This is a genomic window from Vicinamibacterales bacterium (assembly GCA_035699745.1).
Classification (GTDB): domain Bacteria; phylum Acidobacteriota; class Vicinamibacteria; order Vicinamibacterales; family 2-12-FULL-66-21; genus JAICSD01.
The window spans coordinates 102,203-116,053 of sequence record DASSPH010000099.1; the positions used below are offsets into that span (position 1 = coordinate 102,203).

The 13,851-nt window shown below is 69.3% G+C and carries 15 protein-coding genes; 10 read left to right on the top strand and 5 right to left on the bottom strand.

The genetic code is table 11. The annotated features are described in order from the left end of the window. Nucleotides 1–134 precede the first annotated feature (134 nt). The 4 genes from VFK57_22955 to VFK57_22970 are packed head-to-tail and all read left to right on the top strand — an operon-like array spanning nucleotide 135 to nucleotide 3,704. Nucleotides 135–908 carry an enoyl-CoA hydratase-related protein gene (locus VFK57_22955; GenBank protein ID HET7698593.1) on the top strand — a complete coding sequence of 258 codons (774 nt, stop codon included), beginning with the start codon at nucleotides 135–137 and terminating at the stop codon, nucleotides 906–908. Further along, nucleotides 896–2,395, top strand: coding sequence for an acetyl-CoA carboxylase biotin carboxylase subunit (locus VFK57_22960; protein ID HET7698594.1), 1,500 nt, complete (start codon nucleotides 896–898; stop codon nucleotides 2,393–2,395). The genes VFK57_22955 and VFK57_22960 overlap by 13 nt, the downstream gene beginning before the upstream one ends. After that, on the top strand, nucleotides 2,365–2,778 hold the full coding sequence (locus tag VFK57_22965) for a biotin/lipoyl-containing protein (GenBank protein ID HET7698595.1): 414 nt from the start codon (nucleotides 2,365–2,367) through the stop codon (nucleotides 2,776–2,778). Before VFK57_22960 ends, VFK57_22965 begins: the two co-directional genes overlap by 31 nt. Next, entirely contained in the window at nucleotides 2,775–3,704 is a 930-nt protein-coding gene (locus VFK57_22970) for a hydroxymethylglutaryl-CoA lyase (GenBank protein ID HET7698596.1), read from the top strand. Before VFK57_22965 ends, VFK57_22970 begins: the two co-directional genes overlap by 4 nt. Here VFK57_22970 and VFK57_22975 read toward each other — a convergent pair. Next, entirely contained in the window at nucleotides 3,701–4,882 is a 1,182-nt protein-coding gene (locus tag VFK57_22975) for a hypothetical protein (protein HET7698597.1), read from the bottom strand. The two genes, VFK57_22970 and VFK57_22975, sit on opposite strands and share 4 nt — an antisense overlap. 121 nt (nucleotides 4,883–5,003) lie before the next feature. Here VFK57_22975 and VFK57_22980 point away from each other — a divergent pair, with 121 nt between their 5' ends. Further along, on the top strand, nucleotides 5,004–6,779 hold the full coding sequence (locus tag VFK57_22980; GenBank protein HET7698598.1) for a L,D-transpeptidase family protein: 1,776 nt from the start codon (nucleotides 5,004–5,006) through the stop codon (nucleotides 6,777–6,779). Here VFK57_22980 and VFK57_22985 read toward each other — a convergent pair. From VFK57_22985 to VFK57_22995, 3 genes are read right to left on the bottom strand one after another with little or no spacing between them, the layout of a single operon-like run. Then, nucleotides 6,697–7,062, bottom strand: coding sequence for a response regulator (locus VFK57_22985; GenBank protein HET7698599.1), 366 nt, complete (start codon nucleotides 7,060–7,062; stop codon nucleotides 6,697–6,699). The two genes, VFK57_22980 and VFK57_22985, sit on opposite strands and share 83 nt — an antisense overlap. Nucleotides 7,063–7,067: 5 nt before the next feature. Beyond that, nucleotides 7,068–7,466 (bottom strand): response regulator, encoded by a 399-nt coding sequence (locus VFK57_22990; GenBank protein HET7698600.1) that lies wholly within the window; start codon nucleotides 7,464–7,466, stop codon nucleotides 7,068–7,070. Nucleotides 7,467–7,498: 32 nt separating this feature from the next. Beyond that, a complete protein-coding gene (locus tag VFK57_22995; GenBank protein HET7698601.1) occupies nucleotides 7,499–8,467 on the bottom strand; it encodes a hypothetical protein in 969 nt (322 codons plus the stop codon). Between the two features lie 22 nt (nucleotides 8,468–8,489). Here VFK57_22995 and VFK57_23000 point away from each other — a divergent pair, with 22 nt between their 5' ends. The 5 genes from VFK57_23000 to murJ are packed head-to-tail and all read left to right on the top strand — an operon-like array spanning nucleotide 8,490 to nucleotide 13,265. Continuing rightward, nucleotides 8,490–9,206: a hypothetical protein gene (locus VFK57_23000; GenBank protein ID HET7698602.1), complete on the top strand. Its 717-nt coding sequence runs from the start codon at nucleotides 8,490–8,492 to the stop codon at nucleotides 9,204–9,206. 11 nt (nucleotides 9,207–9,217) lie between these two features. Continuing rightward, nucleotides 9,218–9,940 carry a hypothetical protein gene (locus VFK57_23005; GenBank protein HET7698603.1) on the top strand — a complete coding sequence of 241 codons (723 nt, stop codon included), beginning with the start codon at nucleotides 9,218–9,220 and terminating at the stop codon, nucleotides 9,938–9,940. Nucleotides 9,941–9,990: 50 nt separating this feature from the next. Further along, nucleotides 9,991–10,296, top strand: a complete 306-nt coding sequence (locus VFK57_23010) for a hypothetical protein (GenBank protein ID HET7698604.1) — start codon at nucleotides 9,991–9,993, stop codon at nucleotides 10,294–10,296. Beyond that, complete coding sequence (locus VFK57_23015; GenBank protein HET7698605.1) at nucleotides 10,293–11,723, top strand: M20/M25/M40 family metallo-hydrolase; 1,431 nt, start codon at nucleotides 10,293–10,295, stop codon at nucleotides 11,721–11,723. The genes VFK57_23010 and VFK57_23015 overlap by 4 nt, the downstream gene beginning before the upstream one ends. A 6-nt stretch (nucleotides 11,724–11,729) precedes the next feature. Continuing rightward, nucleotides 11,730–13,265, top strand: coding sequence for a murein biosynthesis integral membrane protein MurJ (gene murJ, locus VFK57_23020; GenBank protein ID HET7698606.1), 1,536 nt, complete (start codon nucleotides 11,730–11,732; stop codon nucleotides 13,263–13,265). A gap of 6 nt (nucleotides 13,266–13,271) precedes the next feature. On the opposite strand, the gene VFK57_23025 is transcribed toward murJ, so the two are convergent. Then, on the bottom strand, nucleotides 13,272–13,775 hold the full coding sequence (locus VFK57_23025) for a response regulator (protein ID HET7698607.1): 504 nt from the start codon (nucleotides 13,773–13,775) through the stop codon (nucleotides 13,272–13,274). Nucleotides 13,776–13,851 lie beyond the last annotated feature (76 nt).

A 13,851-nucleotide genomic window follows, 5' to 3' on the forward strand; every position in this document is an offset into this window, starting at 1 on the left:
CGCTCCGGCACGAAGATCACAAAGAACACTAAGATCACAAAGGAGTCTTTGTGGTCTTCGTGGTCTTTGTGACCTTTGTGCCGGAGCGTAAGCCGCAGGCCGGAGCGTAAGCCGTAAGCCGCAGGCCGGAGTGTATGCCGCTACAAGTTCAACTCGACGGTCCCATCGTTCGCGTCACGCTGAACCGGCCTGACGTGCGCAACGCCTTCAACGAGGAGCTGATCGCCGAGCTTCGGGGGTGGGCGGAGTCGGTGTCCGCCGGGGGCGCGGCGCGCGTCGCGGTGCTCTCGGGCGCGGGAAAAGTGTTCTGCGCCGGGGCGGACCTGACGTGGATGTCGAAGATGGCGGCGTACACGCACGAGGAGAACGTGCGGGACGCACGGGAGGCGGCACGGATGTTCGCGGCGCTCGATGCGCTGCCGATTCCCTTGATCGGCCGCGTGCACGGCGCCGCGCTCGGCGGCGGCGTCGGCCTCGCGGCGGTCTGCGACATCGTCGTCGCCGCCGACGATGCGGCGTTCGCGCTGACCGAGGTGAAGCTCGGCATCATCCCGGCGGTCATCTCGCCGTATACGATCGCGAAGATCGGCCGGTCCGCGGCGCGGGAGCTGTTCCTGACCGGCGCGCGCTTCTCGGCCGCCCGCGCCAGGGAAATCGGTCTGGTTCACGCCGTGGCCGACCCGGGCGACCTCGATCGCGTGGTCGCGAAGTACGTCAACGATCTGCTCACCTCGGGGCCCGAGGCCGTCGCCGCGGCGAAGCGGCTGATTGCCGCGGTGGCGGACGGGGCGCGGACGAGCGCCGTCGAGTATTCGATCGAGGCGATCGCCGAGCGCCGCGCGTCGAAGGAAGGCCAGGAAGGGATGGGCGCGTTCCTGGCGAAGCGCCCACCGTCATGGCTGCAGTGACGCGTCCGATCCGGCGGCTGCTGGTCGCCAACCGCGGCGAGATCGCGATCCGGATCTTCAGGGCCTGCCGCGAGCTCGGCATTGAAACGGTCGCCGTCCACTCCGACGCGGATACGGACGCGCCGCACGTACGCGCCGCCGACCTCGCGATCCCGATCGGTCCCGCCCCCGCCGCAGAGAGCTACTTGAAGGTGTCCGCGCTCATCGACGCGGCGCGCCGCTCGGGCGCCGATGCGGTTCACCCGGGCTACGGATTTCTCTCGGAACGCGCCGCCTTCGCCGACGCGTGCGCGTCGGCCGGGCTGCTGTTCGTCGGTCCGCCCGCCGCCGCGATCGAGCGCATGGGCTCCAAGATCGGCGCGCGCGCGCTGATGGAGCGGGCCGGCGTTCCGGTCGTGCCCGGACGCACACCGAGCGACCAGAGTGACGGCGGCGTCGCCGCCGCCGCGCGCGCGATCGGGTTTCCGGTGCTGATCAAGGCGTCGGCGGGCGGCGGCGGCAAGGGCATGCGATCGGCCGACGGCGACCGCGCGCTCGCCGAGGCGATTCCCGCCGCGCGCCGTGAAGCACAGGCGGCGTTCGGCGACGGCACGCTGTACGTCGAGCGGCTGGTGCGCCGGCCGCGGCACGTCGAGATCCAGGTCTTCGCGGACGCGCACGGACACGTCGTCCATCTGTTCGAGCGCGAGTGCTCCGTGCAGCGCCGCCACCAGAAGATCGTCGAAGAAAGTCCGTCGACGGCGCTGACCCCGGCCGTGCGCCGGCGGATGGGCGCGGCGGCGATCGCGGCGGCGCGGGGGGTCGGCTACCAGAACGCCGGCACGATCGAGTTCCTCCTCGAGGGGCAGGGAGATGACGCGTCCTTCTATTTCCTCGAGATGAACACGCGCCTGCAGGTCGAGCATCCGGTCACCGAACTGGTGACGGGCACCGATCTGGTGCGCGCGCAGCTGCTGGTCGCGATGGGGCATCCGCTCCCGTGGGCACAGGACGACCTCGCACAGCGCGGCCACGCAATCGAGTGCCGCGTTTACGCGGAAGATCCGGGCGCCGGCTTCCTGCCCCAGGCAGGCCCGCTGCGCGTCTACCGCGAACCCGCCGGTCCCGGCATTCGCATCGACAGCGGCCTCGTCGAAGGGATGGACGTCCCGGTGCAGTACGATCCGATGCTCGCGAAGCTGATCGCCGCGGGGGACTCGCGCCAGGCGGCGATCGCGCGCGCGATTTCGGCGCTGCGCGCCTTCCCCATCCTCGGCGTCCGCACGAACGTGGCGTTCCTGATCAACGTGCTGCGGCATCCGGCCTTTGCAGCGGGAGATGTGCACACCGGGTTCGTGGACGAGCATCTGTCCGCGCTCCTCGAGGTCCCGCCTCCGCCGGAAATCGTCGTCACCGCCGCGGCGTACGCCCGCGGTGCGCGCCCCGCGGCGGCCGCGACGACGCCCGCAGTTGATCCATGGACGACGCTCCACGGGTGGGGCCGCTGATGGCGGAGGTGCGTCCGGGATCGTCGCCGGGGGAGCTGATCGTCCGCGACGGCGACCGCATCACGCGTCTCCATGCCGTCGAGGCGGGGGGCACCGCGTGGGTGTTTCACGACGGCGTGACGTACGAGATCGCGGAGCAGCACTCCGCGCGGGCCCGCTCGTCGGCCCCGGCGGGCTCGCTCACGGCGCCGATGCCGGCCACCGTCATCGACGTGAAGGTCAAGGCCGGCGACGAGATCAAGCACGGCGACATCCTCATCGTGCTCGAGGCGATGAAGATGGAGCTGCCGGTCCGCGCGCCGGGCGACGGCCGCGTCGTGGCGGTACACTGCCGCCCTGGAGAGCTGGTGCAGCCGGACACCAGCCTGATCGAGATCCTATGATTCCGCCCCGCGTGCGGATCGTCGAAGTGGGCCCGCGCGACGGACTGCAGAACGAAGCCGCGTCCATCCCGACCGCGGGCAAGATTGCGTTCGTCGATGCGCTGTCGGCGGCCGGGCACTCGATCATCGAGGTATCTGCGTTCGTCAGCCCGAAGTGGGTGCCGCAGATGGCCGATGCGGCGGAGGTGTTCGCCGGCATCGCGCGCCGTTCCGGGACGCGGTACACCGCGCTCGTGCCGAACGTGGAAGGGCTGGAGCGGGCGATCGCGGCGCGCGCCGACGAAGTCGCCGTCTTCGCCGCCGCCTCGGAATCCTTCAGCCGCCGCAACATCAACCAGGGGATCGACGCCTCGCTCGAGCGCTACCGCGACGTCTGCGATCGCGCGCGCGCCGCCTCGCTTCCGGTGCGCGGCTACGTCTCGACCGCGTTCGGGTGCCCGTTCGAAGGGGCGGTGGATCCGTCGGCCGTCGCGCGCGTGGCCGCGGCGCTGATCGAGATGGGCGCGTACGAGGTGGCGATCAGCGACACCATCGGGATCGCGCATCCCGGCCAGGTTCCCCGCGTCCTCGAGGCCGTGATGGCCCGCCTGCCGCTGAAGCAGATCGCGCTGCACTTCCACGACACGCGGGGCACCGCGCTCGCCAATGTGCTCGCCTCGCTGCACCTCGGCGTCGCCGCCTTCGACGCGTCCGCGGGGGGCCTCGGCGGCTGCCCCTACGCCCCCGGGGCGACCGGCAATCTGGCGACCGAGGATCTGCTCTACATGTTGAACGGGATGGGAATCGAGACCGGCGTGAACATCGACGGTGTGGCCGCCGCGTCACGGGCGATAGGCGACAAGCTCGATCACCCGCTGCCGTCCCGCTACCTTGCGGCGGCCTTCGGAAAGAAGGCACCAGGGCACGAAGGCACGAAGCCCGATTAGGCTTTTGTTTTTTTCTTCGAGTTGTTGGCTTCGTGCCTTTGTGCCTTCGTGCCTTTATTGCGAAGCTGCTTCGTGACTTGGCCGCTGCGTTCTCTCAGCCAGTCGTCGAACTTCCCTTCGTCCCAGCAGTTCACCACGCGATCAGCGGGCACCTGCGCAATCCGGGCGTGGGCGATGGCGTAGTCGGTGAACGGGAACTCGGCGATGCTGTGGGCGTCGCTGTCGAGCGCGAACAGGCAGCCCTCCTCCAGCGCCACGGCGGCGAGCTCGTAGTCGACGTCCTGGCGGTGCCAGTTGCCGTCGATTTCGATCGCCACGCCGCGCGCCGCGGCTTCGCGGAACACCTTCCGCCAGTCCGCCGTGATCCCGGGACGGCTGTTGTACATCCGGCCCTGCGGATGGCCGAGGATCGCCACGCCGGGCGCCGCCACCGCGGCGAGCATCCGCGCGGTCTGATCGGTGTCCTTTCGCAGCTGTGAGTGCGGCGAGGCGAGCACGTACTCGAACACCGAGCGCTCGCCGGGCTGCAGATCCAGCGTGCCATCGGCGAGGATGTTCGCCTCGACCCCCTTGTAGACGCGCACGCGCCCCGCGAAGCGCGCGTTCACCTCGTCGATCTCGTGATGCTGCCGAATGGCGGCGTCCATGCTCATGCCGCGAGCGATCGGCAATCCGTACGAGTGGTCGGTGACGCCGATGCGCGCCCAGCCGAGCTCATAAGCCGCCTCCGCCAGATCGGCCACCGACTCGACACCGTCGCTCCAGGTCGAGTGCATCTGCAGGTCCCCTCGATACGCCCGCGGCGAGACCACCGATTTCGCCAGCGGCGCGTCCAGCGCCAGACGCAGCGCGTGGCGGCTCAAGTACGCGCGGCGGAAGCGCCGGCGCTTCTCCACTTCTCCCCGCTTCGCCGACGCGCTGACCGCCGCGTCCACCGACGCCGACCCGCCGGTGCGGACCAGCTCGGACACGACGCGCTCGCTCGACGCGCCGACATACGGAACGTCCCGCAGCGTGCCTTCCTCGATCAGGTCGACGACCGAGCGATCGACGCCGGCGGCGAGCGCCCGCGCCGCGCGCTTGTATCCGAAAGCGCTGCGCTCCGAGCTCTGCAGGATCGCCAGATCCGACAGCAGGCCGGCAGCGACGATGTTGCGGTCGCGCCGGACCTCTTCCAACAAGCTCCGCGGTTGGCGTCTGGACTGGGTAGCCACCTACACACATCCACGAAAATCGGACGTTTTCACCAGCGCGGCCGCAGGCACTTCGCTTGCTGAAACAAAGAAGCGGAGGCCGAGGATGCGAAGCACACGGCTCGCGGCGGCAGCGATCGCCGCCGCGCTGATCGCCGGCTGCGGCGATCGCGGCAAACGCGCGGACGAGGGCGCCGCCGGAACGTCCGGGAGCGACCCGAGGACGGTGACGTCCGTGCTCGCCGAAGGTACGCCGGCGTTCGTCGGGCGCGACGCCGAAGGCGGACGGCTCTGGAAGCTCACGCGTCAGTTCTATCAGAAACGCGGCGACGCCTTCGCGTGGATCGAGGATCGCAAACCTCGGCGCGAGATGGATGAACTGATCGCGGTCCTGCAGGCGGCGGACCGCGAAGGACTCGATCCGGCGCTGTACAACGTGCAGCTGCTCACGTCACGGCGGCAGGAGGCGGGCCGCGGCTTTCTCACCACCAAGGGCTTCGACGAAGCCGAGGCCGCCGATCTGGACGTCTGGCTGACGTACCTCTACCTGCGCTACGCCTCGGACGTCACCAACGGGATCGCGGGCCTGTCGCACGCCGATCCGAGCTGGAAGCTGCGCGACAAGCGCACCGATCCGGGTCCGCTGCTCGAGAAGGCGCTCGCCGAGCATCGCGTCGGGCAGTCGCTCCAGGAACTGACGCCGGCGCATCAGCAGTACACGCGGCTGCGCGAGGCGCTGGCGAAGTACCGCGACATCGCGCAGCGCGGCGGCTGGCCGTTGGTGCCGCAGGACATCAAACTGAAGCCGGGCCAGCGTCATCCTCACGTGCTGGCACTCGCGCGGCGGCTGGCCGCGACGGGGGACTACGCCGGGCCGGTTCGGGAGGACGATCCGAACCCGGAATACGGCGCCGACCTGCAGGAGGCGGTGAAGCGGTTCCAGCGGCGCCACGGCCTCGAGCCCGACGCCGTCGTCGGCCGCGCCGCCGCGGCGCAGATGAACGTGCCGGCGGACGCGCGCGTGCAGCAGATCGCGCTGAATCTCGAGCGCTGGCGCTGGCTGCCGCGCGAGCTCGGCGATCGGCACATCCTCGTCAACCTGCCCGAGTACCGGCTGGAGGTGTGGGAGAACGGCCAGGTGCCGCTGTCGATGCGGGTGGTCGTCGGCAAGAAGGACACGCCGACGCCGATCTTTGCGGACGACATGACCTACGTCGTGTTCTCGCCGTACTGGAACGTCCCGTCCGGGATCGCCAGGAACGAGACGGTGCCGTCGGCGCTGCGCGATCCGGCGTTTCTCCAGCGCACGAACATGGAAGTCCTCGACAAGCGCGGCGAGGTCGTCGATCCGTCGTCGATCGATCTCGCGTCGGTGGGCGAATACCGGTTCCGGCAGCGGCCGGGCTCCTCGAATTCGCTCGGCCTGGTGAAGTTCATGTTCCCGAACCAGTTCAACGTGTACCTGCACGACACGCCGGCGGACTCGCTGTTCGCGCGCGCGACGCGGTCGTTCAGCCATGGCTGCGTGCGCGTGGAACAGCCGCAGAAGCTCGCGGAGTACGTGCTCGGCGACCAGCCCGACTGGACGCCCGAGCGCATCGCCGAGGCGATGCACGCGGGAACCGAGAGGTCGGTGAAGCTGCGGCGGCCGCTGCCGGTGTATCTCGGCTACTGGACCGCCCGCGTCTCCGCCGACGGCATCCTGCAGTTCCGCGACGACATCTACGGCATCGACGCGCGCCAGACGACGCTGCTGGCGAAGACCATCGAGCAGTTGAAACTGCGAGCCGCGGCGGCGGCTATGACTTACGACAGAGGGAATCGATCGTCGCCAGCAGCCGATCGAAGTCAACTGGCTTCGATAGCCATGCGTCAGCGGTGATCTGCGGGATATCCTCGCGCGGGCCGGCGGCGGTGACCACCACGACGGGAATCTGCGAGAAGCGCGGGTCGCGCGCCTGGCGCTCGCGGAACTGCCAGCCGTTCATCACCGGCATCATCAGGTCCAGGAGAATGACGCTCGGCACGCTGCCCACTTCGCGCAGCGCCTCGAGCGCGATCTGCCCGTTCGCCGCGGTGTGCACCTCGAACCCTTCGAGTTCGAGAAATCGCCCGAGCATCTCCCGCGTATCGCGATCGTCCTCGACGATCATCACCGACGCCATCCCGCTCAAGCGGTCCGCCGGCCCCGCGCCTGCGTGATCAGGCCGGTGAGCGTGGCCTCGAGATCGTCCGGGAGACACGGCTTCGGCAGGATCGCGTCGCAGCCGGCGCGATCGGCGCGCGACGGGTCGTTGGTGAACGGCGCATAGCCGGTCACGGCCAGAATCGGAATGTGCTGGGTGCGCGGATCGGTTTTCAACCGGCGCGTCAGCTCGTACCCGTCGATCCCCGGAATGTTCAAGTCTGTGAGGATGGCGTCCGGCAGCAGGTCGAAGGCGCGCTCGAGCGCCTGCAGGCCGTTGTGCGCCTGCTCGACGTGAAACCCGGATTGCTGCAACCACTCCGCGTACATGAGACGGCCCTCCGGGTCGTCTTCCACCAGCAGCACGACAGGGCGGTCGGGCACCAGAGACACTCGGAATTCCCGAGGCGAGTATATCAACGCCCCTGTGTCGCAAGTGCCACCAACGCGAGGTAATCACCGGCTGGGCTTACCGCGAGACGCGAGACCCCGTTCAAGCTCAGCTTTTCGAGCGCCGCGACTTCCTTCCAGCCCTGCTGTCCGCGCTTCCACCCGTAGAGCACGCCGTCTTTCGCCATCAGCAGCGTGCCGCCGGGTGTCCACGCGAGGTCGGCCTCCCGCGCGCCGTCGACGGCGGGCGTGAGCGGCGTCACCTGTCCCGAGGCCGCGTCGAGCTGGTTGATCGTCAACGTCATCTTGTCCCCGTCGCGCGTGCGCTGCACGAAGCTGATGTGCCGCGTCGCACCGGTGCCGGGCATCCGCTGAAGCGAGCGGCCGATGTCGGTGGCGATCAGGCGCGCGCTGCCGGTGCGCGTGTCGGCGACCTGCAGCGTGGCGGGCGCCCCGCCGGCGCCGAGGATGAACATCGCGACGGTGTGCTCGTCGGCCCACGCGTGATAGCCCACCGGCTTCACGTCCGGCAGGATCACGTCCACCTGGATCTTCGGGCCGCTGGGCGCGATGCTCGCCAGGCGCTGCGTGCCGTCTGCTTCCACGCGGATCACCGAGATGCGCCGGCCATCCGGCATGACCGTCGGCGAATACTCCCCTTCCGCCGTCTGCGTCACGCGAGCGACGGTCTTCGAGGCAATGTGGTAGCGGTAGATGTCCGTCTGCGTCAGCGAGCCGCCGCCCGCGGGTGCGGCCGGACCTCTGATGGACGTGAACAGGACGCTCTTGCCGTCCGGCGTGAAGAACGGCTGGTTGTCGTAGCCGGGGTTGACGGTGATGTTGACCGGCGTGCCGACCTCCAGCAGGCCGCCCGCGCTCTTCAGCGGCGCGAGGAAGATCTCGGTGTCGGGCGGCGCCTGCGCGGCCTGAAAGGCGCCGGCCGCGAGGATCGGCACGAGCACGAGCGCGCCACAGCACGGAAGGACGGGTCTCATGGGCGGAGTATATTCCCCGGCGATGGGTCCCGCGCTGGTTCCGGCCGCAATCGTCGGCGGCACCGCCCTGTCCTACGTGGCGGCCGCGGCGGTTGGCGTACCGGCGCTGGTGCCGTTCCTCAACGTCGTGCCCGCCTTCCCCTTCATGATCGCCTCGCTGCGGCGCGGCCGCATCGGCGAAGCCGTCTGGAGAATGCTCGTCTGGGCCGCCGCGCTCGGGGTCTGCGCGACGGTCTACTCGTACCTCGACACGCCGGCAGCCGGGCGCCTCTTCCTGCGCGGCGAGGCGTACCGCAAAGAGATGTTCGAGTACCTGAACACGGGCATCGGACCCGAGGGAGATCCGCGCCTGTTCGTCATCACCCATCTGGCGCACGCGTCCGTGTTCTGCCTGCTCGCGCTGGCTACCGGCGCCAGCCTGGCGATGGCGCTCGGCGCCGTGCTCATGAACTACATGGCGTATTACGCCGGCGCCCTGGGGGCGGCCAGCTCGAACCCGTGGCAGGCGATGGCACTCGCGTGGGTGCCGTGGGCGCTGATTCGCATCGCCTCGTTCGTCACGCTCGGCGTGGTGCTGGGCGGCCCGTTTCTCGGCCGCGTCCTCGGCTTCCCCTTTTCCCTTCGCGCGCACACCCGATGGCTGGTACTCGCTGCCGCCGGTCTGGCCCTCGATATCGTCCTGAAATGGACCCTGGCGCCCGCCTGGCGTGAGATGATCCGGAGCGCCGCCGGGTGGTGATAATGAAGATAATGAACCGCATGCTGCCGCTGCTGATCGTGCTCGCCGGCGCCCCCGCGCCCGCCGCCGCGCAGGCGGTCGAGAAGCAGCACGTGCTGACGATTACGGCGGCGGACATCGATGGCGGCATCCTGGCCGAGATCACCTGGGACAACGGCGCCCTCCTGCTGCAGGGGGTGATGGCCAATCCGGATGGCTCGCTGTCCGGCCGTTACCTCCTCGTTCCCGCGCAGGGCACCGAGCTGCGCAGGCTCAAGGCGCACACCGAAGCGTCGGAGAAATACTGGGAGCGGAAAGCGCGCCGCAGCAGTCCCACGGGTCTCGGTTCGATCACCAGTGCGACCGACGCGAAGATGCCGATGTACGGCATCGCCAGCCTGGAAACGCGGATGGGCGACGCCCACAACATGGGCGGCATGCAGAAGAAGCTGGTGTTCCGTCTCGGCCGGCTCGTGCTCCACGAGCGAAATGACGGGCGCGAACCCTACGACGGCGAGTTCTGGGGATGGTCGCCCGCCGAACTGAACCGCGTCGCCTACGTCGACGGCGAGGGAGATCTGTGGATCGCACGCGCCGACGGCCGCGACCCGCGCCGCATCCTCAAAGGAGACTTCACGCTGCCGGCCTGGTCCGACGACGGCAAGGCGATCGCCGTCGCCGAACGAAAGGATGGCGGCCGCCGATGGGACATCAGCGTGATCCTGCTGCCGGAGGCACTCCGATCAGTTCGATAGATCCGATTGCGAGATTTCCAAATTTCCAAATTCCCAGATTTCCAAATCCTATGTCTGATTCCCCAAAGAGCGCGATCGAGCTGGCGATGGAACGGCTTCGCAAGAAAGACGCAGAAGCCGGTGTCGTGGAGCAGAAGCTCACTGACGCGCAGAAGGCGGCCATCGCGGAAGCGCGATCCGTCTACGAGGCACGGGTGGCCGAGCGTCAGATCCTGCACCGTCAGACACAGTTGACCACCATCGACCCGCAGGAGGCCGCGCGGCTCGACGAGGAATACCGCCGCGATCTCGATCGCTTCGCCACCGACCGCGACGCGAAGATTCGCCGGATCCGGCAGGAGACGGAGACCGAATGAGAGCGGCGCTGCTCGCGCTCGCCGTCCTCCTCGCCGTACCGCCGCAGGACGATGCGCTGACGCGCATCCGGCGGGAGGGACTCGAGCGATCGAAGGTCTTCGAGCTGTTCTCGACCCTGACCGATCAATTCGGCCCGCGGCTCGCCGGAACGCCCGCCTACAAGCAGTCCGCGGAGTGGGCGCGCGATCGCCTGCGCGAGTTCGGACTCGCCGGCGCGGCGCTGGAACCCTGGCCGTTCGGACGCGGCTGGGTGCTCGATCGGCTGGTCGTCGAGATGGTCGAGCCGCGCTACATGCCGCTCATCGGCTACGCCGAGGCCTGGTCGGCGCCGACGCGCGGCGCGATCGTCGCCACGCCCGTGTTCCTCGGATCGCGCACCGCCGCCGAGATCGCGGCGATGAAGGACCGTTTGAAAGGGGCGATCGTCATGGTGGCCCCGCAGACGCAGTTCACGAGGGAGGACCGGCCGCAGCCGAGCCTCGCCGACGGTCCGGTCCGGATCGGCCAGCCGCCATGGGTCACGCCGCGGCCGAGCCAGGCCGACGCTCGCGCCATCACACAGACCGTCCGTGACGCCGGCGCCGCGGTGCAGATCAGGACGAGCGAGGGAGAGCACGGCACCGTGTTCGTGCTCGGGCGCGATCAGGGAGAGAACGCGCTCCCCTCCGTGGTCCTCGCCGGCGAGCACTACAACATGATCGCCCGGATGCTCGCGCGCGGCATTCCCGTCAAGCTGCGGGTCGACGTGCAGGCGCGCTTCCTGACCGACGATCCCAACAGCTACAACGTCGTCGGCGACATCGCCGGCGCCGATCCGCAGCTGAAATCAGAAGTCGTGATGATCGGCGCACACCTCGACTCGTGGCACACCGGCACCGGTGCGACGGACAACGCCGACGGCGCCGCGGTGGTCCTGGAGGCAGCGCGCATGCTGAAAGCGATCGGCCTGCCGGCGAAGCGAACGATTCGGGCGGCGTTGTGGGGAGGCGAGGAGGAAGGGCTCCTGGGATCGAAGGCATACGTGGCGGCCCACTACGCCGGCGATGCCAACAAGGAGGCGCGCGACAAGCTGTTCGCCTATCTGAACCTGGATCCGGCGAGCGGCCCGATCTACGGCTGGTACATGGAGAAGAGCGCCCCCGCGAAGACGCTGTTCGATGCCTGGCTGGAACCGCTGAAGGATCTGGGCGTCCGCAAGAACGTCATCGAAGGGATCGGCAACACCGACCATCTCAGCTTCCGCGCCGCCGGCATCCCCGGGTTCAACCCGATCCAGGAATACAAGGACTACGACGTCCGCACGCACCACACCAACGTGGATCTCTACGAGCGCGTCCGCGAGCAGGACCTGAAGCAGAACGCGGTCGTCCTGGCGTGGTTCGCCTGGCAGGCGGCGAACGCCGCCGAGCGCATTCCCAGGCCCTGACGGCGAGTGGCGGCCACCGCGGTCGGCGCCGGCATCCTGATCAGCCGCCTCGCGGGGCTGGTGCGCGTCTCGCTGTTCGCGAACTACCTCGGGCAGCAGACGATCGAGGCGGACGCCTTCACGGCGGCGTTCCGCATTCCCAATCTGCTGCAGAACCTGTTCGGCGAGGGGGCGCTCTCCGGCGCCTTCATCCCGATCCACTCCGCACTGCGCGCCCGCGGCGAGGAACGGGCCGCGGCGCAGGCGGCACGGACGTTCTTTGCGCTGCTGACCCTCGTGGTCTCGACGATCGTCCTGATCGGCATCCTCGCGACGCCGTGGATCATCCCGGCGCTCGCGCCGGGGTTCACCGGCGCGAAGCGGGACCTCACCATCCGGCTGGTGCGGATACTGTTTCCCGGCGCCGGATTGCTGGTCGCGTCCGCGTGGTGCCTCGCCGTCCTCAACAGTCACCGGAAATTCCTGCTCTCGTACACGGCGCCGGTCGCGTGGAACGCGGCGATGATCGGCTGCCTGCTGCGGTTCGGCGGGCACACCGCGCTGGACACGCTCGCGGTCTATCTCGCCTGGGCGTCCGTGATCGGCAGCTTTCTGCAGTTCGCGGTGCAGGCGCCGCTCGCGTTCGCCCTGTCGCGCCACGACGGCAGCATGGCGCTGACCGATCCGGTACGGCAGGCGGTCCGGAACTTCTTTCCCGTGCTGATCAGCCGCGGCGCCGTGCAGCTGAACGGCTACATCGACGCGATGATCGCCAGCCTGCTGCCGACCGGCGCGGTGGCCGCGATCTCGAACGCGCAGCTGATCTACACGCTTCCCGTCAGCCTGTTCGGCGTCTCGATTTCCGCCGCCGAACTGCCGGCGATGTCGGGCGACGCCGCCACCGGCGACGGCTACGGCGCGCTGCGGTCCCGGCTCGAGAGCGCCCTTCGCCGCCTCGCCTTCTTCGTCGTCCCATCCGCCGTCGCCTTCGCCGCGCTGGGTGACGTCATCGCCGGCGCGCTCCTGCAGCGCGGGCGGTTCACCCCGGAGGACGCGCAGATCGTCTGGATGATCCTCGCCGGGTCGTCCGCCGGCCTGCTGGCATCGACGATGGGCAGGCTGTACGCGGTCGCGCACTATGCGATCGGCGACACGAAGCGTCCGCTGCGGATCGCATTGGTGCGGCTGGCGTGTTCCTCGGCGCTCGGCTACGCGATCGCCGTGGTGGTGCCGCCCCGTCTGGGGCTCGATCGGATGTGGGGCGCGGCAGGCCTGGCGCTGTCGTCCGGATTGGTGGGCTGGCTCGAGTTCATCCTGCTCCGCCGCAGTCTGAACGAACGGATCGGCCGCACCGGCGTCCGCGCCGGTTATGCCACGCGGCTGTGGACGGCAGCGGTCGCCGGAGCGGCCATCGGTTATTCAGTGAAGCTGCTGCTGCCGCCGCTCGATCCGATCCTGCGCGGCGCGCTGGTCCTGCCGGCCTTCGGCGTGGTGTACCTCGGGATGGCGTTCGCGATGCGGGTGCCGATGCCCGGACTCGGAAGGGGTCCGGGGCGGGTCTGAGCGCTTTTACCCGCCGGAGGTCACGCCCGAGCCCTCGACCCACCGGTGCCGCCGCGCGCGCGACACCGCGTCGAGCACCGTCTCCTGCGACAGCGGCTTGCGCAGCAGCAGGAAGACGCCGTACTCCTCGACGCGCTGCAGGCGCACCGGATCCATCACTCCCGTCATCAGGATCACGACCGGCGGGTGCGGCTGCCGCCGCAGCCGCTCGCAGACGGCAAGGCCGTCGGGCGGAGGGATCACGAGATCGAGCAGCACGATGTCGGGACGATGCGCGAGCGCGGACTCGAGGGCCTGCCGGCCGGACGTCGCCGTGACGACGTCGTAGCCCTCGTCTTCGAGCCACATTTCGATCAGCGACACCAGCTGATCCGAATCGTCGACGACGAGCACGCGCACCGGCGGTACGCGCGCGCGTCCCGACGTGCCCGCCGTCAGGTGCACCATCCACACGCGATTACACTTCTCGCACTGGTAGAACGCACGGGCATCCTCATGGCCCGCCGGCACCGCCGGAACTCCGCATCGCGCACAGCGAATGTCCATAAGACGACGGCTCCGGACCGCGTGTGCATCGGGACACTAC

Excerpts from the sequence above, each read along its gene's own strand:
- VFK57_22955 (HET7698593.1), top strand. The coding sequence starts at position 135 with ATGCCGCTACAAGTTCAACTCGACGGTCCCATCGTTCGCGTCACGCTG.
- VFK57_22960 (HET7698594.1), top strand. The coding sequence starts at position 896 with ATGGCTGCAGTGACGCGTCCGATCCGGCGGCTGCTGGTCGCCAACCGC.
- VFK57_22965 (HET7698595.1), top strand. The coding sequence starts at position 2,365 with ATGGACGACGCTCCACGGGTGGGGCCGCTGATGGCGGAGGTGCGTCCG.
- VFK57_22970 (HET7698596.1), top strand. The coding sequence starts at position 2,775 with ATGATTCCGCCCCGCGTGCGGATCGTCGAAGTGGGCCCGCGCGACGGA.
- VFK57_22980 (HET7698598.1), top strand. The coding sequence starts at position 5,004 with ATGCGAAGCACACGGCTCGCGGCGGCAGCGATCGCCGCCGCGCTGATC.
- VFK57_22985 (HET7698599.1), bottom strand. The coding sequence starts at position 7,062 with ATGGCGTCGGTGATGATCGTCGAGGACGATCGCGATACGCGGGAGATG.
- VFK57_22995 (HET7698601.1), bottom strand. The coding sequence starts at position 8,467 with ATGAGACCCGTCCTTCCGTGCTGTGGCGCGCTCGTGCTCGTGCCGATC.
- VFK57_23000 (HET7698602.1), top strand. The coding sequence starts at position 8,490 with ATGGGTCCCGCGCTGGTTCCGGCCGCAATCGTCGGCGGCACCGCCCTG.
- VFK57_23005 (HET7698603.1), top strand. The coding sequence starts at position 9,218 with ATGAACCGCATGCTGCCGCTGCTGATCGTGCTCGCCGGCGCCCCCGCG.
- VFK57_23010 (HET7698604.1), top strand. The coding sequence starts at position 9,991 with ATGTCTGATTCCCCAAAGAGCGCGATCGAGCTGGCGATGGAACGGCTT.
- VFK57_23015 (HET7698605.1), top strand. The coding sequence starts at position 10,293 with ATGAGAGCGGCGCTGCTCGCGCTCGCCGTCCTCCTCGCCGTACCGCCG.